This window comes from Sphingomonas paucimobilis NBRC 13935 (assembly GCF_000739895.2).
In the GTDB taxonomy this organism is placed as follows: Bacteria; Pseudomonadota; Alphaproteobacteria; order Sphingomonadales; family Sphingomonadaceae; genus Sphingomonas; species Sphingomonas paucimobilis.
Map to the genome: position 1 here is coordinate 18914 of NZ_BBJS01000001.1, position 26161 is coordinate 45074.

Here is a 26161-nt window from a genome sequence, read left to right on the forward strand (position 1 = left end):
GACATAGAGGATGCGGATCGGGGATCAGTGACGAACATGAATTACGAAACGGCGGCGATCGGCGGCGACGGCCAGCATCTGGGGCTGGAAGGGCCTGCGCCCAAGAAGCGTTCGCGCTGGATCGCGATCGTCGCGGTCCTGTTGATCCTTGGCCTCGCCGCCTGGTTCTTCCTGGGCGGCAAGAAGCATGACGCGGGCGCCACCGCCGGTGCGGGAACTCAGGTTCCCAACATCACCGTCATCGTCCCCGGCCAGCAGGCGGTCAGCCGGCTGATCTCGGCCACCGGTACGCTGGCGGCGCGCCGCGAGATGCCGGTCGGCGTCGCGGGCGAAGGGGGCATGGTGACCCGCGTACTGGTCGAGCCGGGCCAGTGGGTGGCCGCCGGCCAGGTGCTGGCGACGGTCGATCGCTCGGTCCAGACCCAGACCGCCTCGGCGCTCAATGCACAGATCGCGGTCGCCCAGTCGGACCAGCAGATCGCCCAGGCCGAACTCGATCGTGCGCAGCAGTTGGTCGATCGCGGTTTCATCTCCAAGGCCGATCTCCAACGCCGCACCGCGACTCGCGATGCCGCCGCCGCCCGCGTCCGCGCGGCGCAGGCGACCTATCGCGAAGCGCAGGCACGCAACGGCCGGCTCGACATCCGCGCGCCCGCCGCCGGCCTGATCCTGACCCGCGCCGCCGAGCCGGGGCAGATCGTCAGCTCGGGTTCGGGCGTGCTGTTCCGCATGGCGATGGGCGGGCAGATGGAGCTGCGTGCGCAGTTGGCCGAATCCGATCTGGTCGGCCTGAGCGTCGGTGCCCCCGCCACGGTCAAGCCGGTCGGCAGCGACCAGAGCTTCAAGGGCGAAGTGTGGCAGGTGTCGCCGGTCATCGACCCGCAGACGCGTCAGGGCGTGGCGCGCATCGCCTTGTCCTATAACCCGGCGCTTCGTCCCGGCGGTTTCGCCGCGGCGACGATCCGCGGCGGATCGGCCCAGGCGCCGCAGCTCCCCGACTCCGCGATCCAGAGTGACGACAAGGGCAGTTTCGTCTATATCGTCGGGCCGGATAACAAGGTTGCGCGCCGCGACGTGAAGATCGGGCAGGTGTCGGACGATGGCGTGACCATCGCCTCGGGCCTGAACGGCAGCGAACGGGTGGTGCGTTCGGCGGGCGGCTTCCTGGCACCGGGCCAGCAGGTCCACCCGATCCTCGCGGGCCGGGAGGCCAAGTGACATGAGTTTCCGCAACATCTCCGCCTGGGCGATCCGGAACCCCGTTCCGCCGATCGTCCTGTTCGTCGCGCTGACGCTGGCGGGGATCGTCAGCTTCATGCGGATGGACGTCAACAACGACCCCGATATCGACTTTCCGATCGTCGTCGTTGTGGTGAACCAGCCGGGTGCGGCACCGACCGAGCTGGAGACGCAGGTCACCCAGCGGGTCGAGGCGGCGTTGCGGAACTTGCAGGGCGTCGACCAGATCACCTCGACCGTGACCGAGGGGACGTCGCAGACGCTGGTCCAGCTCGATATCGGCACGCCGATCGACCGCGCGGTCAGCGATGCGCGCGACGCGATCACCCAGATCCGCTCGATGCTGCCCGACGGCATTCTCGAACCGCAGGTGATCCGGGTCGATTCGACCGATAACGATCTGGCCAGCTATTCGGCGGTGGCGTCCAACATGACGCCCGAACAGCTTAGCTGGTATATCGACAACAACGTCACCAAGGAGCTGTTGTCGGTCCCCGGCCTCTCGAAGGTCATCCGCAATGGCGGCGTGACGCGCGAGATCCGCGTGATCCTCGATCCGCTGAAGCTTCAGGCGCAGGGGTTGACCGCGAGCGAGGTCAATGCGCAGTTGCGTATGACCAACCTGAACGCCGCCGGTGGCCGCGCCGAGATCGCGGGCACCGAACAGGCGGTTCGCGTGCTGGGCAATGCGCGCAACGCCTATGATCTGGGGCAGACCCAGATCAATGTGCGCGGCGGGCGTACCGTGCGGCTGGCCGACATCGCCACCGTCCGCGACCTTTATGCCGAACAGCGTTCGCAGGCGGCGGTCGACGGGCGGCAGGTGATCAGCTTCGACTTCCAGCGCGCCAAGGGCGCCTCCGACGTCAGCGTCTTCAACGGCGCGGTCGAGAAGCTGAAGGCACTGGAAAAGCGTAATCCGGAGGTGAAGTTCGTCCTCCGCTCGAACAGCGTGAAGTACACCGAGCAGCAATATGAAAGCGCCATCCATGCGATGATCGAGGGCGCAGTACTGGCGGTCATCGTCGTCTTCATCTTCCTGCGCGACTGGCGTGCGACGGTGATCTCGGCGCTCGCCATCCCGCTATCGGCGATCCCGGCCTTCTGGTTCATGGACCTGCTGGGCTTCACGCTGAACCAGATGACGCTGCTGGCGCTCAGCCTGGTCGCAGGCGTCTTGGTCGACGATGCGATCGTGGAGATCGAGAATATCGTGCGCCACATGCGCATGGGCAAATCCGCCTATCAGGCGTCGATCGACGCAGCCGACGAGATCGGCCTGGCGGTGCTCGCGACCACCATGGCGATCGTCGCGGTTTTCCTGCCGGTCGCGCTGATGCCGGGCGTGCCGGGGCAATATTTCAAGAATTTCGGCCTGACCGTCGTCGTCTCTGTGCTGATGAGCCTGGCGGTGGCGCGCATGATCACGCCGATGATCGCGGCCTATTTCCTGAAATCGGCGGGCCATGCCAGCCATGGCGAGGGCCGGTTGATGGACGCCTATATGGCGACGCTGCGCTGGTCGCTGCGCTATGATCGGCCGGCCGATGGGGTGCGGCGCGGGTTCTTCCGGCGTTTCTTCGGCCGGTTCCGCGACCATCGTCTGTGGGTGATCGGTATCGGCTTCGGCGCTTTCGCCCTGACCGTCGCGATGTTCATCATCATTCCCAAGACCTTCCAGCCGCCGCAGGACAATGACCAGGCGGTGGCCAAGATCGAGATGGTGCCGGGCACCACGCTGGGGCAGACCGATGTGGTGGTTCGGCAGGTGGCGCAGTTCCTCAGGAAGCAGCCGGACGTCGAATCGGTCTATTCGCGGACCGGTGTCGGCAATGGTCGTGTCGTCGCGACGTTGAAAGAGGATCGCTCGATGAAGAGCACCGACTTTGAACGTTCGCTGGCGCCGCAACTGGCGGCGATCCCCGATGCGCGCGTGACCTTCCAGTCGCAATTTGGCTGGGGCTCGAGCGGCCGCGACCTGACCATCACCCTGGGTGGCGATGATCCGGCCGTGCTGCGTCAGACGGCCAACAAGATCGTCGAGCAGATGGGCACGCTGCCCGGGCTCGTCGCGCCGCGCATCGTCGGCAATCTCGACCGGCCCGAAATCGTCATCCGCCCCCGTCTCGACCTCGCGGCCAATCTGGGCGTGACGACCCAGGCGCTGTCGAGCGCGATCCGCATCGCGACGCTGGGCGATATCGACCAGAATTCGGCGCGCTTCTCGCTTTCCGACCGTCAGGTGCCGATCCGCGTCGCGCTCGACCAGAATGCACGCGCCCGGATGGCGACGATCCAGAACCTGCCGGTCCAGACCCAGACGGGCGGATCGGTGCCCCTGAGCGTCGTCGCCGATATCGGCCTGGGCGCCGGCCCGACCCAGATCGACCGCGTCAACCAGCGCCGCCAAGTCACGGTCGGGGCCGATCTGGCCAAGGGCGTCATCAGCGGCGACGCGATGAAGAAGGTCCACGACCTGCCCATCATGAAGAACCTGCCCATGGGGGTCAGCGAGATGGTGCTGGGCCAGGCCAAGATGCAGGCGGAGATGATGCAGAACTTCTTCACCGCGATCATCTCGGCCATCTTCATGGTCTTCGCGGTGTTGGTGCTGCTCTATCGCCGCTTCCTGCCGCCCTTCGTCAACATGGCGTCGCTGCTGCTGGCACCGCTGGGCGGGTTGATCGCGCTCTATGTGACGGGCAATCCGCTGTCGCTGCCGGTCTATATCGGCCTGCTGATGCTGCTGGGCATCGTCGCCAAGAACTCGATCCTGCTGATCGACTTCGCGCTGGAGGAGATCGCCAAGGGCGTTCCCGTCTATGAGGCGGTGCTGGACGCCGGGCACAAGCGCGCCCAGCCGATCGTGATGACCACGGTCGCGATGGTCGCCGGCATGGTGCCGACCGCGCTGTCGCTGGGCGGTGATGGATCGTGGCGCAGTCCAATGGGCGTGACGGTGATCGGTGGTCTGACCATGTCGACGCTGCTCACCCTGCTGATCGTGCCGGCGGCGTTCAGCCTGGCGGTCGGCGTGGAGCGCTGGATCGGGCCGCGGCTCGGCAAGCGGTTGCTGACCTACAAGCCCGGCGACGAACTGGGCGGTGGCCCGGTGATCGAGGGCCCGACGGGCGGCCCCGCGCTACCGCCCGCCCCCGGCAAGCTGGGATATGATCCGGCGGAGTGATGGAATCGATCCTCCCCGGTACGGGGGAGGGGGGCCATCCGGAGGATGGTGGAGGGGGAGCGCCGCAAGGGACGACCTGTGTGGAAGCCCCCCTCCGTCGGGGCTGACTCCCTGCCACCTCCCCGTGCCAGGGCGGATTGCTCCTCCGCTCCGTTACGCTCGGGAAAGTTTCCGCTTGAACAAAGCCGTCGCTCGCGAATTGTTCTGATCGATGGAAGTCGCCATGCGATCGGGGGGTAGCCAGACCGTTCCACCCGCCCTGCGGAAGATGCGGGTCGTGGCGACCGGTCTGCTGGTCACCATGGCGGCGCTGTTCCTGATCGCCCGCTATTTCCAGCCGATCCACCCTGCCTGGGGCTTCGTCCGCGCCTTTGCCGAGGCGGCAATGGTCGGCGGGCTCGCCGATTGGTTCGCGGTGACCGCGCTGTTCCGCCATCCGCTGGGCCTGCCGATTCCGCACACCGCGATCGTGCCGCGCAACAAGGACCGGATCGGCGAAACGCTGGCCAATTTCCTGCGCACCAATTTCCTCGTTCCCCGCGTCGTTGCGCGGCGAATGATCCGGCTCGACGTGGCCGGCGCCGCCGGGCGCTGGCTGGCGCAGCCGCCGCAGGAGGGTGGGCGCATACGTCGCGGTGCCTCCCGCCTGTTCGCCGAGATGCTGACCGCCTTCGATCCGCAGCGGCTGGGCGGCATGGTGAAGGCCGGCATCGGCGCACGGCTGCGCGCGACCGAGGTGTCCCCGATCCTGGGCCAGCTGCTCAAGGCCGCGATCGCCGAAGGGCGGCATGTGCCGCTGATGGAATCGGTCATCCGCTGGGCGGGACAGGCGCTCGCCGCCAATGAGCCCGTGGTACGCGCGATGGTCCATGAGCGGGCCGGGGCTATCCTGCGCTGGACCGGGCTGGACGAGACGGTGGCCGACAAGCTGATCGACGGCCTCGACAAGCTGCTCCACGACATGGCCGAGGACCCCGGCCATCCGATCCGTCTGAAGATCGAGGAAGGGCTCGATCGCCTGGCCTGGGACCTGCAATATGATCCCGCCATGCGCGCGCGGGTGGAGGCGATGAAGGACGACCTGATTGCCAATCCGGCGATGCAGCGCTGGCTGGATGGCCTTTGGGAACAGGCGCGCGAAGGGCTGTTGCGATTGGCGCGCGATCCGGAGGCGGTGACGGCGGGCAAGCTGGGCGAGACGCTGCGCCAACTGGGCCAGACGCTGCAGTCCGACCCCAGGCTGGCGTCGACCATCAACCGCTTCGTCCGCCGCGCGGTGGTGGGCATCGCCGCCGATTATGGCGATGGCATCGTCCGACTGGTGTCGGAGACGGTACGCGGATGGGACGCCGATACCGTCACCAGTCGGCTGGAAAATGCGGTCGGCCGCGACCTGCAATATATCCGGATCAACGGGACGCTGGTCGGTGGCAGCGTCGGCCTGGTCCTTCATGTCGTGGACAGGTTGCTTTGAAAACGTCACTCAATCGTATAATTACGCATCCGGGTCGATTCGTCGCGGGAACGAAGCGCCTTGTCGATGCCCCAGCTTTCCCGCAAAGAGGCAGGTGATGAACGCCAAGGCCGATTATCAGCTCGATCCGGCGAACGGGGGCGCCCTGCGCTTTACCGGCAATTTGTCGCTGGCGACGCTGGGCGACCTGCCCGAGCGGCTCGATCGCGAGGAGGCGTCGGTCCAGCGCATCGACCTGTCGCAGGTCGACCGCATCGATACGGTCGGTGCCTGGTTGGTCCACCGCTTCGCCGCCCGCAACGACGCCGCGATCGAGGGGCTGGACGAGAACCAGCGCAATCTGGTCGACAAGGTGGTCGAGGCGGATCAGCCGGTGGCGATGCGGCCCCAGCCGATCAGCCCTTTCGCGCGCGTGGCGGGCGAAGTGGGCGACGCCGTCATCACCGCCTTCAAGACCTTGTACGGTCTGCTCGGCTTCATGGGCGCGACGGTGATTGCGGGCTTTGCCGTGCTGCGCCACCCCCGGCGCTTCCGCTTCAACGCGGTGGTACATGAGTTCGAAACGGTCGGTGTCTCGGCACTCGCCATCATCGGCCTGATGAGCTTCCTGATCGGCATCGTCATCGCGCAGCAGGGGGCGGTGCAGCTTCGCCAATTCGGGGCGGAGGTGTTCACCATCAACCTGGTCGGCCGGCTTACCCTGCGCGAGCTCGGCGTGCTGATGACCGCGATCATGGTCGCGGGCCGTTCGGGTTCGGCCTTTGCCGCGCAGCTCGGCACGATGAAACTGACGGAAGAAATCGACGCGATGCGCGTTATCGGCGTGTCGCCGATGGAGGCGCTGGTCCTGCCGCGCACCATCGCGGCGGTGACGCTGATGCCGTTGCTCGGTTTCTACTCCTCGCTGATTGCAATGATCGGCGGCTGTTTCCTGGCGGCGGTGTCGCTTGGCATTCCGCCGGTGACCTTCATCGCGCGCATCCGCGAAGTAGTGCCGATCACCGATCTGTATGTCGGGCTGATCAAGGCACCGGTCTTCGGCGCGATCATCGCCATCGCCGGCTGCTTCCAGGGGATGCAGGTCAAGTCGGACGCCGAACAGGTCGGTCTGCGCACGACCGCAGCGGTGGTGCAGGCGATCTTCCTCGTGATCGTGCTCGACGCCTTTTTCGCGGTGTTCTTCACTTGGCTCGGATGGGATTGATGGCGGACCGCGCGGAAAACATCATCCAGGTCCGGGGCCTGCGCAACAGCTTCGGCGAGCAGATCATCCATGACGGGCTCGACCTCGACGTCCGTCAGGGCGAGATTCTGGGCGTGGTCGGCGGGTCGGGCACCGGCAAGTCGGTGCTGATGCGCACGATCATCGGGCTTCAGACGCCCGACGAAGGCGAGATCACCGTGTTCGGCGAACCGACCATCGGCCGCGAGGCGACCGAGGCGACCGAGGTGCGCAAGCGCTGGGGCGTGTTGTTCCAGGGCGGCGCGCTCTTCTCGACGTTGACGGTCGCGGAGAATGTCGCGGTGCCCTTGCGCGAGTTCTACCGCGATCTGCCCCAGGCGCTGATGGACGAGATCGCGTCCTACAAGGTCGTGATGACCGGCCTGCCAGCCGACGCCGGCCCCAAATATCCCGCCGAACTGTCCGGCGGCATGAAGAAGCGCGCCGGCCTGGCACGCGCACTGGCGCTCGACCCCGAACTGCTGTTCCTCGACGAGCCGACCGCCGGCCTCGACCCGATCGGCGCGGCGGCGTTCGACCAGTTGATCGCGTCGCTTCAAAAGACGTTGGGGTTGACCGTCTTCCTGATCACCCATGACCTCGACACGCTTTATGCCATTTGCGACCGGGTGGCGGTGCTGGCCGACAAGAAGGTGATCGCGGTCGGCACGATCGACGAGCTGATCGCGCTCGACCATCCGTGGATCGAGGAATATTTCAAGGGCCCGCGCGGCCGTGCCGCGATCGCCGCCAAGGGCGAGGTAACCGACATGGCACCGCGCTCGGCAGAGGCTGACGCCGCCCGCCACCCCACCGAAGTCGAAGCGACATCCACCGGCCAGCATTCGCAGGGAACACTGGCCGATGCCCATGCGAGAGGCGAACCAGGGACACGCTGATGGAAACCCGTTCAAACCACGTCCTTGTCGGCTCTGTCGTGCTGATCCTGCTCGCAGTGCTGGCGATCTTCACCGTGTGGATCGCCCGGCTGGGCGGTACCTCGGAAAAGGAATATGACATCTTCTTCCGCCAATCGGTGGACGGCCTGGCCAAGGGCTCGGCGGTCACCTATTCGGGCGTGCCCTCGGGGCAGGTGAAGGAGATCGCCTTGTGGCGGCCCGACCCGCAATTCGTGCGGGTGCGCGTGTCGGTCAACGAGCAGACGCCGATCCTGCAAGGCACGACCGCGTCGATCTCGGCCAGCTTCACCGGCACCAGCACCATTTCGCTGGACGGCGCGCGGAAGGGCGCGCCGCCGATCACCTGTCCGCAGCCGGAAAACCGCAGCGTCTGTCCCTATGGCGTGCCGGTCATTCCGACGAAGCAGGGCGGTATCGGCGCGATCCTGAATTCCGCGCCGCAGCTGCTCGAGCGGCTGTCGACGCTGACCGAGCGGCTCACCGGACTACTCTCGGATCGTAACCAGGCGTCGATCGCGGGCATCCTGGAAAACACCAACCGCCTGACCGATGCGCTGGCCGATCGCGGGCCGGAGATCGCGGCGACGCTGGCGCAGACCCGCGTGGCGATCCAGCAGGCGGGTGACGCGGCGCAGTCGATCGGTCAGCTCGCGGCGACGACCAACGGCATCCTGGCCGAAGAGGTCAAGCCGACTATGGCCAATCTGAACAAGGCGATCGCCTCGGCGCAGAAGAGCGCGGATACGCTCAACTCGGCGATCGGCGATGCGCGGCCGGGCCTTCAGACCTTCTCCAAGCAGACGGTGCCCGAGGTCGACCGGCTGGTCCGCGACCTGCGCGTGATGACCCAGTCGCTGGCCGCCGTCGCCGAAAAGGTCGACCAGCAGGGCGCCGGGTCGCTGATCGGGCAGCAGAAGCTGCCGGACTATAAGGGCAAGTGAGGAAGCCGATGAGGACCGTCATGAAGACTCCGCTGATCGTTCTGATGGCATCGCTTCCGCTGGCCGGTTGCATCAGCTTTGGCGCCAAGCCGCCGCCCTCGCTGATGACGCTGCAGGCGCAGTCGGCGCCGACCGTGGGGCAGACCCAGGATTCGGCGCGCGCCAAGTCGATCACGATCCAGGTGCCGACCACGCCGCAGGAACTGGCGACCGCACGCGTGCCGGTGCAGGAAAATGCGACCAGCATCGCCTATGTGAAGGACGCGCAATGGGCCGAGCCGCCGGCACGACTGTTCGCGCGGCTCGTCTCCGACACGCTGACCGCGCGTGAGGGGCGGGTGGTGCTGTCGGCGCGTGAATCGGTGGTCGATTCCGGCGATCGGCTGGCCGGTGAGTTGCGCCAGTTCGGCATGGACGCGGTGCGCCACGACGCCGTGGTGATCTTCGACGCCTCGCTGATGCGTAACGGGCAGACCGCGATCGAGAAGCGCCGCTTCGAGGCGCGCGTGCCGGTGGGCAAGATCGACGCGCAGAGCGTCGGCCCCGCGCTGAACCAGGCGGCGAACCAGGTCGCGCAGCAGGTGGCGGACTGGGTCGGCCGCTAAGCGGCTGACCGCCTATTCAGAAGCGTGGGCCCATAATCTTTCCCTGCAAGGGGAGGGGGACCATGCGATGCAGGGTGAAGGGAGTGTCGGCAGCGGTGAGGTGGGACTGCTCTCGCAACCGGTGACACACCTCCGTCAGGCCTTCTGCCTTCCCCCCCTCGCAGGGGAGGGGCAGGGCCTAATCGACCTTCGCAATCTCCAGCACCCGTTCCGCCTCGGCCAGATGCAGCCGCTCGACCATCTGCCCGTTCAGCCGGATCGCGCCCAGTCCGGCATGTGCCGGATCGGCAAAGGCCGCAACGACCGCTCGCGCCCAGGTGATTTCCGCCTCGCCGGGGCCGAAGCCGCGATGCGCGGCGGCGATCTGGCTCGGATGGATCAGCGTCTTGCCATCGAACCCCAGCCGCCGCCCGTCGACGCATTCCTCGGCCAGTCGATCGGGCGCATCGAGGGCGTTGCACACGCCATCCAGCGCCACCAGGCCTGCGGCCCGCGCCGCGACAACGATCTGGGTGCGTAGCGGTCGCAACGCCTCGGGTGCGGGCGGGGAGGGCAGACGCATGTCCTTGGCCAGATCATTGGTGCCGGTGACCAGACAGGTCAGCTCCAGCTCCGCTGCCGCCTCGGCCAACGCACCGAGCGAGAGGATGCCCTGGCATGTCTCGATCATCGCCCAGAGCGGGACGCCCGGCCCCAGCGCTTGCCGGGCCGCAACCAGGGTTGCGACGCCATCGACCTTCGGGATCAGCACCGCCGCCGGCCGCACGCTCGCCAGTGCCGCCAGATCGTCGGCGGCCCATGGCGTATCCAGGCCATTGCTCCGCACGACCAACGGCCGCTCGCCAAAACCACCCTCACGGACAGTCGCGACCGCCATCCCCCGCGCCGCCAGCTTGGCATCCGGCGCGACCGCATCTTCCAGGTCGAGGATCACGGCATCGCTGTCGAGCTGACGCGCCTTGGCGATCGCGCGGGGGTTGGAAGCGGGCAGGAACAGCGCACTGCGCAGGATGACGGTCATCCCCCGATCATAAGCGGCGGTGGTGCGTCATGCCATTGGCGAAACGAGGATGACGCCCCATTTCGCCGATACCCAATGGGGAGGATATCTTGGGTGGATCGATCATGATCGCCGCATTGTTGCTGGCGGTGACGTTGTTGTTACGGAGCGCTCCGGCGCTGCCGATCAGTCGGTGGCTGGCACGAGGGCTGGTCGATCCACCCGCGCGGCTCTTCAATCGGTCGACGCCCCGGCAATGGGCGGTCATTCTCGGTGGCGCGGCGCTGATCGGCCTTGCGATCTGGTTCGAGGTCGACGAAATCCGCCTGCTGGCCGGCGCCGGTGGGTCGGTCGGCGAGATTGCGATGCTGGCGTCGACCATCGAATGGGGTGGGGTGGTCGAACTGGCGATGGCCGGCCTGCTGTCGAGGACGATGGTCGCGCGCCTTCCCGTCCTTCGCCACTATCTCTGGCGCCGCGCCGGCCGCACCACGATCCGGGCACGTCGTCCCGGTTCCCCGGCCAATGACGATGGAGAAGGGGAGCCGGGCCGCCTGGCCGCCTGAGTCCCTATTTTCGGCTGCGGAACGAAAGCCTTGGCCTGCCGTTCATGGGCTCGATGGTCCGTAAATCGCGCCTGGCTGCTGATGTTGCGCGCGTCACGTGCATGGGCCCTTGCCTCGTCCTCGCCGCTTGCGAACCCGGCATCCTGAATCCGGCAGGTCCGATCGCGGCGGGTGAGCGCAGTATCTTCTTCAATTCGCTGGCGGTGATGCTGGCCATCGTCGTGCCCGTGATCGTGCTGGCCTTCGCCTTTGGCTGGTGGTTTCGTGCCGGCAATGACCGTGCCAAGCACCTGCCCGAATGGGCCTATTCGGGGCGGCTGGAATTGCTGGTCTGGTCCGTGCCGGCGCTCGCCATCATGTTCCTGGGCGGCATCGCCTGGATCGGCAGTCATGATCTCGATCCGCCCAAGCCCATCGCGTCCAAGACGAAAACGATGACCGTCGAGGTCGTCGCGACCGACTGGAAATGGCTGTTCCTTTATCCCGAACAGGGGATCGCCACGATCAACCGGCTGGTGGTGCCGGTCGGCACGCCGGTCAGGTTCCGCATCACCTCGGCGGGGGTGATGAACAGTTTCTTCGTGCCGCAACTGGGCAGCCAGATCTACGCCATGTCGGGCATGGACTCGACGCTCCACCTGCGCGCGGACAAGGCCGGGCGCTATCGCGGTCTGTCGGCGCATTATAGCGGGGAGGGCTTTGCTGATATGGACTTCTTCGTCGATGCGGTGCCGCAGGGTATGTTCGACCACTTCATCGCGCAGGCGAAGGCCGGGCGGGGCAAGACGCTCGACTGGAACGAATTTGTCGCCATGGCACATCCCAGCCGCAATGTCCGCCCCGCCAGCTATCCCCGGCTTCAGCCCAGGCTGTACGACCAGATCGTCATGAAGAACGGCGCGCCCGAGGGTGAACAGGCCAAGGACGGGCGCGAGCAATGAGTTTCACCGGCAAGCTCGGCTGGGATTCGATCCCGTTTCATGAACCACTGCCCTTGATATCGGCGGGGGTGATCGGTGCGGTGCTGCTGGGCGTCGTCATCTGGGTGTGGCGGCGTGGTCATCTGCCCTATCTATGGAGCGAGTGGATCACCAGCGTCGATCACAAGCGGATCGGCGTCATGTATTGCCTGCTGGCCGGCGTCATGCTGTTGCGCGGCTTCTCCGATGCTCTGCTGATGCGCTCGCAGCAGGCGATCGCGTACGGCAATGACGGCTATCTGCCGCCCGATCACTATGACCAGATTTTCTCGGCGCATGGCACGATCATGATCTTCTTCGTGGCGATGCCGTTCATGATCGGGCTGATGAACTTCGTCGTGCCGCTGCAATTGGGCGTGCGCGACGTGGCGTTTCCCACGCTCAATTCGGTCAGCTTCTGGCTGACGTGCAGCGGTGCGCTGCTCGTCAATATGAGCCTGGTCATCGGCGAGTTCGCCAAGACCGGCTGGCTGGTCTACCCGCCCCTGTCGGAGCTGCGCTTCTCGCCCGGTGTCGGCGTCGATTATTATTGCTGGGCGCTCCAGATATCGGGGGTGGGCACGCTGCTCGCGGGCGTCAACATGGTCACCACCATCCTGAAGATGCGCGCGCCGGGCATGGGTTATAGCCGGATGCCGATGTTCACCTGGACGTCGCTGGCGTCCAACCTGTTGATCGTCGCGGCCTTCCCGGTGCTGACCGCATGCCTCGCGATGCTGCTCCTCGACCGCTATCTGGGCTTCCATTTCTTCACCCCCGAAATGGGCGGCAACCAGATGATGTTCGTCAACCTCATCTGGGCCTGGGGGCATCCGGAGGTCTATATCCTGATCCTGCCCGCCTTCGGCATTTTCTCCGAGGTGATCTCGACCTTCTCGTCCAAGCCGCTGTTCGGCTATCGCTCAATGGTCATCGCGACCATGGTGATCTGCATCCTGTCGTTCATGGTCTGGCTGCACCATTTCTTCACCATGGGGGCAGGCGCCGATGTGAACGGCTTTTTCGGCATCACGACGATGATCATCGCGGTGCCGACGGGGGTGAAGGTCTTCAACTGGCTGTTCACCATGTATGGCGGGCGTATCCGCTTCACCTCGATGATGCTGTGGTCGATCGGGTTCATCGTGACCTTCGTGATCGGCGGCATGACCGGGGTGATGCTGGCGGTGCCTCCGGCCGACTTCGTGCTGCACAACTCATTGTTCCTGGTCGCCCATTTCCACAACGTCATCATCGGCGGCGTGCTGTTCGGGGCGTTCGCGGGTTTCACCTTCTGGTTCCCCAAGATGTTCGGCTTCACGCTGGACGAGACCTGGGGCAAGCGGGCCTTCTGGCTGTGGATCAGCGGCTTCTACCTCGCCTTCATGCCACTTTATGTGCTGGGCCTGATGGGCATGACGCGGCGGATGCAGCATTATGACGTGCCCGGCTGGCATCCCTGGCTGATCGCGGCGGGGTTCGGCGCGCTGCTCATCCTGGCCGGGATCGCGTGCCAGATCCGGATGCTCTATGTCTCGATCAAGACGCGGGGCGACCGGATCGATGAAAGCGGCGACCCCTGGGACGGACGGACGCTGGAGTGGATCACCACCTCGCCGCCGCCGGTCTTCAACTTCGCGGTATTGCCCGATGTGAAGGGCGAGGAAGCCTATTGGGGCATCAAGGCCAAGGCGCGCGAGAACCACCGCCTGTCGGATTGTCCCGATTACGAACCGATCGAGATGCCGCGCAACTCGCCGACCGGGGTCGTCGCCGCCTTCTTTGCCACCGCGATGGGTTTCGCGTTGATCTGGCACATCTGGTGGCTGGTGATCCTGGGGTTCTTCGGGGCCTGGGGAACCTTCGTCGTCTTCGCCTGGCGCGACGAGGCGGAATATGAAATCCCCGTCGAGGAAGTCGAGCGGCTCGATCAGGCCCGTCGCCGGAGTAAGGCGACGCTCCTCGATCTGCCCGAAGAGGCGCTGTCATGAGCCAGACCGCCAAGGCCCATGATCCCAACAAGCTGGGCCGCGCCACCGAGCCCAATCCCGATGGTCCGGCACCCAAGCGGATCATCGTGTCCTACGGCTTCTGGATCTTCCTGCTGTCGGACTTCATCCTGTTTTCGTGCTTCTTCGCGGCCTATGCCGTGCTGCACGACGCGACGGCGGGTGGGCCTTCGGGCAAGGACCTGTTCGAACTGCCGCTGGTCGAGACCGAGACGGCGCTGCTGCTGCTCTCCAGCTTCGCCTGCGGTCTGGCGGGGATCGCGACGCTGGCGCGCAACATGCGCTGGTTCCAGATCGCGATGGCGGTGACCGCGCTGCTGGGCGCAGGCTTTCTGGCGCTCGAGGCCCATGAGTTCCTCCACCTGATCGGCGAGGGCAATGGACCGGGGCGCAGTGCGTTCCTGTCGGCGTTCTTCGCGTTGGTCGGCTGTCACGGCTTTCACGTCACGCTCGGGCTGCTCTGGCTGACGACGATGATGGCGCAGACCTGGGCCAAGGGGTTTCGGGAGGATATCCTGCGCCGCATCCTGTGCTTCAGCCTGTTCTGGCATGCGCTCGACATCATCTGGGTGGCGCTGTTCACCATGGTCTATCTGATGGGAGTGCGCGGATGAGCGAGCGGCCCGACGAGGAAATGGCCCGCGACGAAACCGCGCCGGGCGAAGAAAGCGAACATGATTCGATCGCGGGCGGCGTCCGCAGCTATGTGATCGGGTTGGCCGCGGCGGCCGTGCTGACGGCGGCGTCCTTTGCGCTGGTCCAGATGGATATCATCTGGGGGCCCGCCGTGCCTGCCGCGCTGCTGGCGCTGGCGATCGGCCAGATGGGGGTGCACCTCGTCTTCTTCCTGCACATCACGACCGGGCCGGACAACAGCAACAATGTGCTGGCGCTGCTGTTCGGCGTGTTGATCGTGACGCTGGTGCTGCTGGGGTCGATCTGGATCATGGGGCATCTGAACCACAATCTGATGGGGCCGATGGCGACGCCTTAGCTCTCGATCACCACGCCGCGCATGGCGGAGACGCCGTGGTGGCGGTCGAAGCGGAGGATCAGGCTTTCGTCGCCAAGGGGTAGGTGCAGCGCAAAGCCGTCGCCGTCCCAGTCCTCGGGGCCCATCGGATCGCCTGACAGCGTACGCCACTCGGCATCGGCGAGCCAATCCGTCCAGTCGATGGGCGTGTCCCGACGGAAGGCGCTTAGTGCCGCGACGAAATTCTCCAGCGCCTCGTCCCGGTTCTGCCAGTCTAGCCAGGTCGTCTCGTTGTTCTGCGCATAGCCGTTATTATTGCCCCGCTGGCTCCGACCGAACTCGTCGCCTGCGGTCAGCATCGGGGTGCCGCGCGACAGGAACAGCGTGGCGAGCATCGCGCGGACCGAGGCGTTGCGCGCGGCACGGATGGCGGGATCGTCGGTCGGTCCTTCGACGCCGTGGTTCCACGATATCTCGTCGGCGTGCCCGTCGCGATTGTCTTCGCCATTGGCGTGGTTGTGACGTTCGGCATAGGCGACCATGTCGGCCAGGGTGAAGCCGTCATGCGCGGCGACGAAATTGACCGAGCGGCTCGCGGGGCCGGCAAACACATCCGCCGAGCCCGCCACCCGCGTCGCCAGATCGCCCGGGCGCCCGTCGCCGCGCCAGAACCGGCGGACCTGGTCGCGGTAGCGGTCGTTCCATTCCAGCCAATGGTCGGGGAAGTGGCCCAGCTGGTATCCGCCGGGGCCGATGTCCCAGGGCTCGGCGATCATGACGCGGGTCACCAGGATGGGATCGGCGGCGATCTCGGCAAAGATCGGTGCGTTGGGATCGAAGCCCGGCCCACGTGCCAGGACCGGGGCCAGGTCGAAACGAAAACCGTCCACCCCTGCTCGCGCGAAATGGCGAAGCGTGTCGAGGATCATCGCGCGGACGCTCGGGCGGCTGGCATCCAGCGTGTTGCCGGTCCCGGCATCGTTAATGAGCATACCATCGGGCGCGCGGGCATAGACCTCCGGATCGAGCCCCCGGAAGGACAGGGTGCCGCCCTGCACGTCGCTCTCACCCATATGGTTGAAGACGAGGTCGAGGATCACCCCGATCCCCGCCTCGCGCAGCGCGGCGACGGTGGCGACCAGTTCGGCGACCCCGCCCGGCACCGGCTCCGGGCAGAGCGCCATCGGCACGACCGGATTATAGCCCCAGGCATTGCGCAGCCCGAGCGGTGGCAGATGGCGTTCATCGATGGCGGCGGTGATCGGCATCAACTCGACCGCCGCGACGCCCAGCTTGCGGAGGTGGTCGATCACCGCCGGGTGGGCGAGCGCGGCCAGCGTGCTGCGTTGCTCGGGCGCGATCGCGGGGTGCCGCATGGTGAAACTGCGCAGGTTGAGTTCGTAGACCAGTTGGCCGCGCCGGAAGAGGGGCGACAAGGGGGAGCCGGTCAATGGCGCCACGACACGGGCGCGGGGCACGATATCGGCCGTGTCCTCGCCATAGCGGGCAAGGCGGGGAGACTGGACGAACGGGCGGTCGAGTTCCAGTGCGTAAGGATCGACCAGCAACTTGGTGGGATCGAACCATAGGTTGCGTGCCGGATCGTAATCTCCGTGCGCCCGGTAGCCATAGAGATGGTCGGTGCCGGGGACGGTGGTGCTCCACGTCTCTCCGTCGCGGGTCATGGCGATGCGGCGTTCGTGCTCGCCGTCGAACAGGCACAGCTCCACCCGCTCGGCGGTCGAATGGACGGCGAAACGGGTGCCGCCGGGGACCGGCTGCGCGCCGAGGCGAGGAGAGGGCTGATTCGTCATGACGGCCCCATCCTACTCATCATGACCACCCCGGCGAAGGCCGGGGGCCAGTTGTGCCCACTCTCCGGTGTTCGACCAGCGTGGCGGCGACTGGGCCCCGGCCTTCGCCGGGGCGGAAAGGGGAGAGCGCTTTGCTCTCCCCCCCCTGCCAATTACGTCACCACATCGGGTTCGGTGCGGCCGGTATGCTGGGTGATCCCGGCGATCTCGTCCGCTGCCGCGATGATGTCGGCGAGCATCTCGGGCGTCTCGCGGTCGAGTTCCTCGGCCGAATAGCGCTCCAGATACACGCGCAGCGTCGCGCCGCTGGTGCCGGTGCCCGACAGGCGGAACACGACGCGGCTGCCGCCCTGGAACAGCACGCGGATGCCCTGGTTGCGGCTGACCGACTGGTCTGTGGGGTCGGTATAGGCGAAGTCGTCCGCCGTCTCGACCGTCAGCCCGGCGAAGCTCTCGCCCGGCAGAGTGGCCAGTTTGCCGCGCAGATCGGCCATCAGCGCATCGGCGCGCTCGCTCTCGACGCCCTCATAATCGTGGCGCGCATAATAGTTGCGGCCATAGGTCGCCCAATGATCGCGGGCGATCTGGTCGACAGACTTGCCCGAGGCGGCGAGGATGTTGAGCCAGAGCAGCACCGCCCACAGCCCATCCTTCTCGCGTACATGATCCGAACCCGTGCCCGCGCTCTCCTCGCCGCAGATGGTCGCCGTCCCGGCGTCGAGCAGATTGCCGAAGAACTTCCAGCCGGTCGGCGTCTCGTACGCCGGAATGCCCAGCTTCTCGGCGACGCGGTCGGCAGCGGCGCTGGTCGGCATCGAGCGGGCGATGCCCTTCAGCCCGCCCGCATAAGCTGGCGCCAGATGCGCGTTCGCCGCCAGCATCGCCAGGCTGTCCGATGGCGTGATGAAGCGCCCGCGCCCGATGATGAGGTTGCGATCGCCGTCCCCGTCCGAGGCTGCGCCGAAATCGGGCGCGTCCGCCGCCATCATCCGGTCGTACAGCTCCTTCGCATGGACCAGATTGGGGTCTGGGTGATGGCCGCCGAAATCGGGGAGCGGCGTGCCGTTCTTCACCGTGCCCTTGGCGAAGCCCAGCCGGTTTTCGAGGATCTCGGTCGCGTAAGGCCCGGTCACCGCGCTCATCGCGTCGAACGACATGGTGAAGCCGCCCTCAACCGCGCGTCGGATCGCGGCGAAGTCGAACAGGCTTTCCATCAGCGCGGCATAGTCGGCGACCGGGTCGATCACCTCGACCGTCATCCCGCCGACCGTCACCGCGTCCAGCGTGTCGAGGTCGATGTCCGCCGCCTCGACGGTCAGCCAGCGGCTGATCGACTTGGTGTTGGCGTGGATCGCGTCGGTCACCTTCTCCGGCGCGGGACCGCCGTTCGAGATGTTGTACTTGATGCCGAAATCTTCGTCGGGACCGCCCGGATTGTGGCTGGCCGACAGGACCAGGCCGCCCAAGGCTTTGCGCTGGCGGATCACGTTGCTCGCCGCCGGGGTCGACAGGATGCCGCCTTGCCCCACAACGACACGGGCGAAACCGTTCGCCGCCGCCATGCGGATCGCGACCTGGATCACCTCGCGGTTCAGGAAGCGACCATCGCCGCCGATCACCAGCGTCTGGCCGGCCTTTTCGTCGCCCAGCGCGTCGAACACCGACTGGACGAAATTCTCGGCATAATTGGGCTGCTGAAAGACGCGGACCTTCTTGCGCAGGCCCGAGGTGCCGGGCTTCTGGTCGAGATAGGGCTCGGTCGCGACGGTCTTGATCATGGGTTCCCCAGGACGGATCGATAGAGTTCGGCATAGTGGCGGCCGCTATGGTGCCAGCTATAATCGGCGTTCATGCCATTGACCTGAATGGTCCGCCATTGGTCTTGGTCGGCATAGAGTCTCATTGTGCGACGCAGCACCGCGACGATATTGTCTGTGGTGACATTGTCGAACTGTAAGCCCGTCGCCACGCCCATGGCCAGCGCGGCCTCGTTGGCGTCGATGATCGTATCGGCCAGCCCGCCGGTCCGCGCGACCACGGGGACGCAAGCATAAGCCAGGCCATACAACTGGGTCAGCCCGCACGGCTCGAAGCGCGAGGGGATGACGATCGCGTCGCACCCGCCCTGGAGCAGATGCGAGACCGGCTCGTCATAGCCGATCCGCACCGCGACGCGGCCCGGATGGCGCAGCGCGGCGGTGGCGAAGGCGATCTCCAGCGCCGGGTCGCCGGTGCCCAACACCACTAGCCGTCCGCCGAGCGCGACAAGATCGTCGATCACCTCGACCAGCACGTCCATGCCCTTTTGCCAGGTCAGGCGGCTGATGACGGTGAAGATCGGGCTGTCATCCTCGTCCAGCCCGAACGCCTTCTCCACCGCGCGCTTGTTGGCGATGCGGTCGTCCAGCGTGGCGACGGTGAAGGGGGCGGGCAGGGCGGCGTCGGCCTTGGGGCTCCAGATGGCGGGATCGATGCCGTTGACGATGCCGCTGACGCACTCGGCGCGGGCGGCGATCAAACCTTCCAGCCCCATGCCATACTGCACGCGGTGGATTTCCTCGGCATAGGTCGGGCTGACCGTGGTAATCGCGTCGGCCGTGCGCAGGCCCGCCTTCAGATAGCCGATCTGGCCATAATATTCGACGCCGTCGACCGACCATGCTTCCGGCGGCAGGCCTAGATCGGGGAAGTGGTGCGCGGCGAACGATCCCTGAAAGGCGATATTGTGGATGGTGACGATGCTCTTGGCGACCTTGCCGGGGCCGGGTGCGTAATGAAGGAAGGCCGGGGCCAGCGCCGCTTGCCAGTCATGCGCATGGAGCAGGTCGAACTCGTAACCCGGCACCGCGCCCGAGGCGAGGTCCGCCCCCGCCCGCGCCAGCACCGCGAACCGCCGCCAATTGTCGGGCCAATCGTTGCCGGCGGTATCGACATAAGGAAGCCCCTCGCGCTCCCAGAGCTGTGGCGCCTCGATCACGAGCAACCGGTGCGCGCCGATCATCGCCTCGCGCAGCCACGCGTCGGTGCCGATGATATGCGTCCAGTGATGGACCCGGGGCGCATCCTCGCCGATCGCCCGCATCACCTTGGGGAAGCCAGGGATCAGCGTGGTCACGGCGATATCGTGCGGCGCCAGCGCCTCGGGCAGCGCGCCCACGACATCGGCGAGGCCGCCGGTCTTGATGAGCGGGAACGCCTCCGAGGCGACCGACAGGACGGAGAGGGTCATGGGGACTTTCAGTTGGCCAGACGATCGATCATCGGCTGGGTGATGAGGCAGATGCCCTTGTCGGTCCGCCGGAAACGCTGTCCGTCGAGCACCGGATCGTCGCCGACCACCAGCCCGTCGGGAATCTTGACGCCGCGGTCGAGGATCACGCGTCGCAACCGCGCGCCGCGCCCGATATGGCAGAAGGGCAGGACCACCGCCTCGTCGAGCATCGCGAAGCTGTGGGTGCGCACGCCGGTGGACAGCAGCGAGCGGTGGATTGACGACCCCGACACGATGCAGTCGCCCGCGACCAGGCTGGCCACCGCCGATCCGCGCCGGCCGTCGATGTCATGGACGAACTTGGCAGGCGGGGTGATCTCGGCATAGGTCCAGAGCGGCCAGCTCCGGTCGTACAGATCGAGCTGCGGTACCACATCGGTCAGGTCGAGGCTGGCCTCCCAATAGGCGTCGACCGTGCCGACATCGCGCCAGTACGCGCCGGGTTCGTCATGCGAGCGGACGCAGGAGGCGGAGAAGCGGTGCGCCTGGGCTTTGCCGTGCTCGACCAGATAGGGGATGATGTCCTTGCCGAAATCGCGGCTCGAGCCGGGCGTGGCGGCATCGCGGCGGAGCTGTTCGAACAGGAAGGACGTGCGGAAGACATAGATGCCCAGCGACGCCAGCGACACGTCCGGGTTGCCGGGGATGGAGGGCGGATCGGCGGGCTTTTCGACGAACGCGACGATGCGGTCGGTCTCATCGACATGCATCACGCCGAATGCGCTCGCCTCGGCGCGGGTGACCTCCAGACAGGCGACGGTGACGTCGGCACCACTGTCGCAATGCTGCTGGAGCATCAGTTCATAGTCCATCTTATAGACATGGTCGCCTGCCAGGATGACCATGAATTCGGGCGCATAGCTCTCGATGATGTCAATATTCTGAAAGACCGCATCGGCGGTGCCTTCATACCATTGGAATTCGCTGATCCGCTGGCTGGCGGGGAGGATGTCGAAGCTCTCGTTACGTTCGTCGCGCAGGAAGTTCCAGCCGCGCTGAAGGTGGCGGATCAGCGAGTGGGCCTTGTATTGGGTCGCGACGCCGATGCGGCGGATACCCGAGTTAATGGCATTGGACAGGGCGAAGTCGATGATCCGCGCCTTGCCGCCGAAATAGACGGCGGGCTTGGCGCGGGTATCGGTCATTTCCATGAGGCGACTGCCGCGGCCGCCCGCCAGCACATAGGCCATGGCATCGCGCGCCAGCGGTTGTCCGCGCCTCAGGTCCATTTTCCGTCTCCTGTCCGTATGTTAGTGTCGCAACGCTTGATCGGCGCGTTGGTATTCCAGGTAAAATCTGATGGCGTGTCAGCCGTCGAAGCGTAAGATGACGGTGGCCAGCGGGGGTAGCGTCACCCAGGCCGCACCATCGGTCGCATCCACGCCGCCCATATTGCCCAGCCCCGATCCCCAATATTGGGTCGCGTCGGAGTTGAGCACCTCGGTCCAGCGGCCGTCATGCGGCAGCGGCAGGCGATAGGGCGCGCGCGCGACCGGCGTCATATTGGCGATGACGGCGACCGGCTTCTCGCCCGGGGCCTTGCGCAACCAGGCGAAGACCGAATGGGCGCTGTCGTCGGCGACCAGCCACTCGAACCCCTCGCGCTCGCAATCCCGGGCGTGGAGCGCGGGCGTGTCGCGATAGAGATGATTGAGGTCGCGGACCAGCGAGCGGACCCCTTCATGCGCGTGGCTGGCGCGCAGATGCCAGTCGAGCGCACGGCTTTCCGACCATTCCTCGCGCTGGGCGAATTCCTGGCCCATGAAGAGCAGCTTCTTGCCCGGATAGGCCCACATGAAGGCATAATAGGCGCGCAGATTGGCGAATTTCTGCCAGTCGTCGCCCGCCATCTTGGTCAGCAGGCTGCCCTTGCCGTGCACCACCTCGTCATGGCTGAGCGGCAGGACGAAATTCTCGTCGAACGCATAGTGGAGGCCGAACAGGATCTCGCCGTGATGGTGCCGCCGATGCACGGGCTCGCGCGCCATGTACTGGAGCGTGTCGTGCATGAAGCCCATGTTCCACTTGAACCCGAAGCCCAGCCCGCCGTCATGCGCGGGCGCCGAGACGCCGGGCCAGGCGGTGGATTCCTCGGCGACGGTGAAGACGCCGGGATGCTGGCCGTACACCTGGCGGTTGACCTGGCGGAGAAACTCGACCGCTTCCCAATTCTCGCGGCCGCCCTGCTCGTTGGGCACCCACTCGCCGTCCTTGCGGCTGTAATCGCGGTAGAGCATCGAGGCGACGGCATCGACGCGCAGCCCGTCGATATGATAGCGCTCGGGCCAGAACAGCGCATTGTTGACCAGGAAGCTCGCCACCTCGCGCCGCCCGAAATTATAGATGGCGGTGTTCCAGTCGGGATGGAAACCCTGGCGCGGGTCCTCATGCTCGTAGAGCGCGGTGCCGTCGAAATGCGACAGGCCATGCGCGTCGGTGGGGAAATGGGCGGGCACCCAGTCGAGGATCACGCCGATCCCCGCCCGGTGTGCGCCGTCGACGAAGCGCGAGAAGCCTTCGACATCGCCGAACCGTGCCGATGGCGCATAAAGCCCGGTCGTCTGATAGCCCCAGCTGGGGTCGTAGGGATGCTCGGAGATGGGCAGGAATTCGATATGGGTGAACCCCATCTCGACAACATAGGGGATCAGTCGCTCCGCCAGCGCGTCCCAGCTCAGATACCAGCCATTTTCGTCGCGGTCCCAAGATCCGGCGTGAACCTCGTAGATGCTGATCGGCACGCGTCGCGGATCGACTGTAGCCCAATGCTCGCGATGGGGCGCGTCTTTCCACACATGTTGGGGCGGGGCGGTGGTGATCGAGGCGGTCTTGGGGCGAAGCTCGGCGGCGAAGGCGAAGGGGTCGGCCTTCATCGGCTGTTCCGCGCCATGCGGGCCGGTGATCGCGAACTTATAGGCGCGGCCCTCGCCAATATCGGGGATGAAGATTTCCCACACCCCGACGTCCAGACGGCGGCGCATGACATGGCGGCCGGGATTCCAGTCGTTGAAGTCGCCCACGACCGCGACCCGCTCGGCATTGGGGGCCCAGACCGCGAAGTGCACACCTGCCACGCCCTGATGCTCGATCAGGTGCGCGCCCATCTTGTCGTACAGGCGGAAGTGATTGCCTTCGCCCATCAGGAAATCGTCAAGGGGGCCCAGGACAGGGCCGAAGCTGTACGGATCGGTGATCCACCATTCCGCCCCGTGGCCCCGCGCGCGGTACTTCACCGGCTGGGCAGGGCCTTCGACCGCTCCCTCGAACAGGCCGCGCGGATCGACGCTTTGCAATTCACCCAGGGACGTACCGGACAGGTCGAAGGCCGCGACCTCCTCCGCGCCCGGCACCAGCGCCCGCAGGAACGTACCGCCCGGCCCTTCATGAGGTCCCAGCAACGCGAACGGATCGGCGTTGCGGCCCTCGATCAGGGCATCCAGAGCGGCACGGGGTGGCTTCACATCACGTTCCAGATTTCCTCGGCATATTGCCGGATGGTGCGATCGGAGGAGAACCATCCGACTTTCGCGACATTGTGGATGGCCGAGGTCGCCCAGCCCGCCTGGTCCTGCCAGCGGGCGTCGACGCTGCGCTGCGCGGCGGCATAGGCATCGAAATCGGCGGCGACCATGAACCAGTCGCCATCGTACAGCCCGCCCATCAACCCGGCATAACGGCCGGGATCGTCGGGCGAGAACACGCCCGAGGCGATGGCGGAGACGGCCTGGCGCAGTTCCGGGCTGCCCTCGATCACCGCGCGCGGGTTGTAGCCGTCGCGGCGCTGGGCGGCGACCTCGTCGGCGGTCAGGCCGAAGATGACGATATGATCGTCGCCGACATGCTCCTTGATCTCGACATTGGCGCCGTCGAGCGTGCCGATGGTGAGAGCACCGTTCAGCGCGAACTTCATGTTGCCGGTGCCCGACGCCTCCATGCCTGCGGTCGAGATCTGTTCGGACAGATCGGCGGCGGGGATGATCTTCTCGGCTAGGCTGACATTATAATTGGGGACGAAACCAATCTTCAGCAGATGGCCGACGCTGGGGTCGGAATTGATCCGGCGCGCCACGTCATTGGCCAGTTTGATGACCAGCTTGGCATTGTGATAGCTCGACGCCGCCTTGCCCGCGAACAGTTTCACGCGGGGTGTCCAGTCCCGCTCGGGATGGCTGCGGATCTGATCGTAGAGCGCTACCGTCTCTATGATGTTAAGCAACTGGCGCTTATATTCGTGGATGCGCTTGATCTGGACGTCGAACAACGCATCAGGGTCCGCGCGCAACCCGGTCGTCTCTTTGAGATAATTTGCCAGCCCCACCTTGTTGGAACGTTTGATCGCCAGAAAGCGTTCCCTGAAATTCGCATCCTGCGCGAATTCCGTGAGCGCTATCAATTTTTCGGCGTCATCCTCGAAACTTGGCCCGATCGCCTCGCGGATCAGCGCGGTGAGTTGCGGATTGCATTGCTGTAACCAGCGGCGCGGGGTGATGCCGTTGGTCTTGTTGTTGATCCGCGTCGGATATAGGCGGTGGAGGTCGGCAAAGACCGTCTTCTTCATCAGCTCGGTATGGAGCGCAGCGACGCCGTTGACGCTGTGGCTGCCCGCAAAGGCCAGGTTGGCCATGCGGACGCGCCGCTCGCCGCCCTCGTCGATCAGGCTGATCGCGGCGATGGCGCGGTCGTCCACGCCCTCCATCGCGCGGGCTTCGCGTAGCAGCTTGGCATTGATCGCATAGATCAACTGCATGTGACGCGGCAGCAACCGCTCGAACAGGTGGAGCGGCCAGCTTTCTAGCGCCTCAGGCAGCAGCGTGTGGTTGGTATAGCCGAAGGTGCGGCGGGTGATGTCCCACGCCTCGTCGAAGCCCAGATCGTGATGATCGATGAGCAGCCGCATCAGTTCCGCAACCGAGACCGCCGGATGGGTGTCGTTGAGCTGGATCGCCGCCTTGTCGGGCAGGGTGTGGATATCGTGGAAATACTGGATATGCCGCCGGACGATGTCCTGGAGCGAGGCCGAGGAGAAGAAATATTCCTGCCGCAGCCGCAGCTCCTGGCCCGCAGGTGAGCTGTCCGATGGATAGAGGACGCGGACCAGCGTCTCCGCTGCCAACTGTCCGGCGAGCGCGCCGGTATAGTCGCCCGCATTGAACCGGTCGAGCCGGATGGGGTCGATCGCCTGCGCGGTCCACAGCCGCAGCGTGTTGACCCGCTTGCCGCGCCAGCCGACCACGGGAGTATCCACCGCGATCGCCTCCACCGCTTCGGCGGGTTTCCAGTGGACCGCGCCGGTCTCGGTGCCCACCACCTCGCCGCCGAAGCCGACGAAATAGGCACTCTCGCGCCGCTCGAACTCCCAGGGATTGCCGTGGCTCAGCCAGGTTTCGGGGAGTTCGACCTGCCAGCCGTCATCGATCCGCTGACGGAACATCCCGTTCACATAGCGGATGCCATAGCCATAGGCGGGCAGGTCGAGGCTGGCGAGGCTCTCCATGAAACACGCCGCCAGCCGTCCCAGGCCGCCATTGCCGAGCGCGGCGTCGGGTTCCATCTCCTCCAGCTCGGCCAGGTCGACGCCCAGCGATAGCAGCGCGCCCGCCACTTGCGCCATTACCCCCAGATTGGACAGCGCATCGCGCAGCAGCCGCCCGATCAGGAACTCCAGGCTGAGATAATAGACGCGCTTGGCGCCCGCCGCATGGGCTTCGCGGGTAGAGGCCATCCAGCGCTCGATAATGTCGTTGCGGACGGTCAGGATAGTCGCGGCCAGCCAGTCATGCGGGCGGGCATTGGCGGCATCCTTGCCGATCCGGTGCACCAGCGTATCGACGATGGCGTCGGCCAGCGGCCCGGTATCATCGACATGCAGGGTGGTGATCGTGGTCGTCATTGATTCGGCGATCCCTATGGGTCCAGTCATCGCCAGCTTAGCCGCGCGGGAAGTGAAGTCACGCGGCATTCCTTCGCATCCGCGAAAGGGG

The 26161-nt window shown here is 66.0% G+C and carries 19 protein-coding genes; 12 read left to right on the top strand and 7 right to left on the bottom strand.

The genetic code is table 11. The features are described 5' to 3' along the window. Window positions 1-36: 36 nt before the first annotated feature. The 7 genes from SP6_RS00115 (at window position 37) to SP6_RS00145 (ending at window position 9588) form a co-directional block, all read left to right on the top strand. Window positions 37-1218, top strand: coding sequence for an efflux RND transporter periplasmic adaptor subunit (locus SP6_RS00115; protein ID WP_007405633.1), 1182 nt, complete (start codon window positions 37-39; stop codon window positions 1216-1218). 1 nt (window position 1219) lies between these two features. Then, the gene (locus SP6_RS00120) at window positions 1220-4426 is read left to right on the top strand and encodes an efflux RND transporter permease subunit (protein WP_007405667.1); all 3207 of its coding nucleotides are present in this window, start codon (window positions 1220-1222) and stop codon (window positions 4424-4426) included. Between the two features lie 268 nt (window positions 4427-4694). Then, window positions 4695-5900, top strand: coding sequence for a DUF445 domain-containing protein (locus SP6_RS00125; RefSeq protein WP_037569078.1), 1206 nt, complete (start codon window positions 4695-4697; stop codon window positions 5898-5900). Between the two features lie 97 nt (window positions 5901-5997). After that, entirely contained in the window at window positions 5998-7104 is a 1107-nt protein-coding gene (locus SP6_RS00130; protein WP_007405742.1) for an ABC transporter permease, read from the top strand. Further along, the gene (locus SP6_RS00135; RefSeq protein ID WP_007405715.1) at window positions 7104-8021 is read left to right on the top strand and encodes an ABC transporter ATP-binding protein; all 918 of its coding nucleotides are present in this window, start codon (window positions 7104-7106) and stop codon (window positions 8019-8021) included. Before SP6_RS00130 ends, SP6_RS00135 begins: the two co-directional genes overlap by 1 nt. Next, the gene (locus tag SP6_RS00140) at window positions 8021-8983 is read left to right on the top strand and encodes an MlaD family protein (RefSeq protein WP_007405701.1); all 963 of its coding nucleotides are present in this window, start codon (window positions 8021-8023) and stop codon (window positions 8981-8983) included. The genes SP6_RS00135 and SP6_RS00140 overlap by 1 nt, the downstream gene beginning before the upstream one ends. Window positions 8984-9003: 20 nt before the next feature. After that, window positions 9004-9588, top strand: coding sequence for an ABC-type transport auxiliary lipoprotein family protein (locus SP6_RS00145; protein WP_082052383.1), 585 nt, complete (start codon window positions 9004-9006; stop codon window positions 9586-9588). Window positions 9589-9766: 178 nt separating this feature from the next. On the opposite strand, the gene SP6_RS00150 is transcribed toward SP6_RS00145, so the two are convergent. Beyond that, on the bottom strand, window positions 9767-10609 hold the full coding sequence (locus tag SP6_RS00150) for an HpcH/HpaI aldolase/citrate lyase family protein (protein WP_007405695.1): 843 nt from the start codon (window positions 10607-10609) through the stop codon (window positions 9767-9769). 104 nt (window positions 10610-10713) lie between these two features. Here SP6_RS00150 and SP6_RS00155 point away from each other — a divergent pair, with 104 nt between their 5' ends. From SP6_RS00155 to cyoD, 5 genes are all read left to right on the top strand, one after another. Continuing rightward, complete coding sequence (locus SP6_RS00155; protein WP_007405703.1) at window positions 10714-11154, top strand: hypothetical protein; 441 nt, start codon at window positions 10714-10716, stop codon at window positions 11152-11154. A gap of 101 nt (window positions 11155-11255) precedes the next feature. After that, a complete protein-coding gene (gene cyoA, locus SP6_RS00160; protein WP_158005326.1) occupies window positions 11256-12095 on the top strand; it encodes a ubiquinol oxidase subunit II in 840 nt (279 codons plus the stop codon). Further along, window positions 12092-14104, top strand: a complete 2013-nt coding sequence (cyoB, locus tag SP6_RS00165; RefSeq protein WP_007405651.1) for a cytochrome o ubiquinol oxidase subunit I — start codon at window positions 12092-12094, stop codon at window positions 14102-14104. Before cyoA ends, cyoB begins: the two co-directional genes overlap by 4 nt. Beyond that, window positions 14101-14736 carry a cytochrome o ubiquinol oxidase subunit III gene (gene cyoC / locus SP6_RS00170; protein ID WP_007405674.1) on the top strand — a complete coding sequence of 212 codons (636 nt, stop codon included), beginning with the start codon at window positions 14101-14103 and terminating at the stop codon, window positions 14734-14736. Before cyoB ends, cyoC begins: the two co-directional genes overlap by 4 nt. Further along, on the top strand, window positions 14733-15116 hold the full coding sequence (gene cyoD, locus SP6_RS00175) for a cytochrome o ubiquinol oxidase subunit IV (protein ID WP_007405668.1): 384 nt from the start codon (window positions 14733-14735) through the stop codon (window positions 15114-15116). The genes cyoC and cyoD overlap by 4 nt, the downstream gene beginning before the upstream one ends. Here cyoD and glgX read toward each other — a convergent pair. The 6 genes from glgX to SP6_RS00205 all read right to left on the bottom strand — a co-directional run bounded on the left by glgX (window position 15113) and on the right by SP6_RS00205 (window position 26070). Continuing rightward, window positions 15113-16909 (bottom strand): glycogen debranching protein GlgX, encoded by a 1797-nt coding sequence (gene glgX, locus SP6_RS00180; protein WP_007405660.1) that lies wholly within the window; start codon window positions 16907-16909, stop codon window positions 15113-15115. The two genes, cyoD and glgX, sit on opposite strands and share 4 nt — an antisense overlap. Window positions 16910-17061: 152 nt before the next feature. After that, window positions 17062-18687, bottom strand: a complete 1626-nt coding sequence (locus tag SP6_RS00185) for an alpha-D-glucose phosphate-specific phosphoglucomutase (protein ID WP_007405726.1) — start codon at window positions 18685-18687, stop codon at window positions 17062-17064. Then, window positions 18684-20138, bottom strand: coding sequence for a glycogen synthase GlgA (glgA, locus tag SP6_RS00190; protein WP_007405656.1), 1455 nt, complete (start codon window positions 20136-20138; stop codon window positions 18684-18686). Before glgA ends, SP6_RS00185 begins: the two co-directional genes overlap by 4 nt. An 8-nt stretch (window positions 20139-20146) precedes the next feature. Further along, window positions 20147-21409 carry a glucose-1-phosphate adenylyltransferase gene (gene glgC / locus SP6_RS00195; protein ID WP_007405722.1) on the bottom strand — a complete coding sequence of 421 codons (1263 nt, stop codon included), beginning with the start codon at window positions 21407-21409 and terminating at the stop codon, window positions 20147-20149. A gap of 78 nt (window positions 21410-21487) precedes the next feature. After that, on the bottom strand, window positions 21488-23641 hold the full coding sequence (gene glgB, locus SP6_RS00200; protein WP_007405634.1) for a 1,4-alpha-glucan branching protein GlgB: 2154 nt from the start codon (window positions 23639-23641) through the stop codon (window positions 21488-21490). Beyond that, window positions 23638-26070 carry a glycogen/starch/alpha-glucan phosphorylase gene (locus SP6_RS00205; protein WP_007405724.1) on the bottom strand — a complete coding sequence of 811 codons (2433 nt, stop codon included), beginning with the start codon at window positions 26068-26070 and terminating at the stop codon, window positions 23638-23640. The genes glgB and SP6_RS00205 overlap by 4 nt, the downstream gene beginning before the upstream one ends. Between the last annotated feature and the right edge of the window lie 91 nt (window positions 26071-26161).

Bases quoted from the DNA above. Each gene is read 5' to 3' on its own strand.
- SP6_RS00115 (WP_007405633.1), top strand. From the start codon at position 37: ATGAATTACGAAACGGCGGCGATCGGCGGCGACGGCCAGCATCTGGGG.
- SP6_RS00120 (WP_007405667.1), top strand. From the start codon at position 1,220: ATGAGTTTCCGCAACATCTCCGCCTGGGCGATCCGGAACCCCGTTCCG.
- SP6_RS00125 (WP_037569078.1), top strand. From the start codon at position 4,695: ATGCGGGTCGTGGCGACCGGTCTGCTGGTCACCATGGCGGCGCTGTTC.
- SP6_RS00130 (WP_007405742.1), top strand. From the start codon at position 5,998: ATGAACGCCAAGGCCGATTATCAGCTCGATCCGGCGAACGGGGGCGCC.
- SP6_RS00135 (WP_007405715.1), top strand. From the start codon at position 7,104: ATGGCGGACCGCGCGGAAAACATCATCCAGGTCCGGGGCCTGCGCAAC.
- SP6_RS00140 (WP_007405701.1), top strand. From the start codon at position 8,021: ATGGAAACCCGTTCAAACCACGTCCTTGTCGGCTCTGTCGTGCTGATC.
- SP6_RS00145 (WP_082052383.1), top strand. From the start codon at position 9,004: ATGAAGACTCCGCTGATCGTTCTGATGGCATCGCTTCCGCTGGCCGGT.
- SP6_RS00150 (WP_007405695.1), bottom strand. From the start codon at position 10,609: ATGACCGTCATCCTGCGCAGTGCGCTGTTCCTGCCCGCTTCCAACCCC.
- SP6_RS00155 (WP_007405703.1), top strand. From the start codon at position 10,714: ATGATCGCCGCATTGTTGCTGGCGGTGACGTTGTTGTTACGGAGCGCT.
- cyoA (WP_158005326.1), top strand. From the start codon at position 11,256: ATGGGCCCTTGCCTCGTCCTCGCCGCTTGCGAACCCGGCATCCTGAAT.
- cyoB (WP_007405651.1), top strand. From the start codon at position 12,092: ATGAGTTTCACCGGCAAGCTCGGCTGGGATTCGATCCCGTTTCATGAA.
- cyoC (WP_007405674.1), top strand. From the start codon at position 14,101: ATGAGCCAGACCGCCAAGGCCCATGATCCCAACAAGCTGGGCCGCGCC.
- cyoD (WP_007405668.1), top strand. From the start codon at position 14,733: ATGAGCGAGCGGCCCGACGAGGAAATGGCCCGCGACGAAACCGCGCCG.
- glgX (WP_007405660.1), bottom strand. From the start codon at position 16,909: ATGACGAATCAGCCCTCTCCTCGCCTCGGCGCGCAGCCGGTCCCCGGC.
- SP6_RS00185 (WP_007405726.1), bottom strand. From the start codon at position 18,687: ATGATCAAGACCGTCGCGACCGAGCCCTATCTCGACCAGAAGCCCGGC.
- glgA (WP_007405656.1), bottom strand. From the start codon at position 20,138: ATGACCCTCTCCGTCCTGTCGGTCGCCTCGGAGGCGTTCCCGCTCATC.
- glgC (WP_007405722.1), bottom strand. From the start codon at position 21,409: ATGGACCTGAGGCGCGGACAACCGCTGGCGCGCGATGCCATGGCCTAT.
- SP6_RS00205 (WP_007405724.1), bottom strand. From the start codon at position 26,070: ATGACGACCACGATCACCACCCTGCATGTCGATGATACCGGGCCGCTG.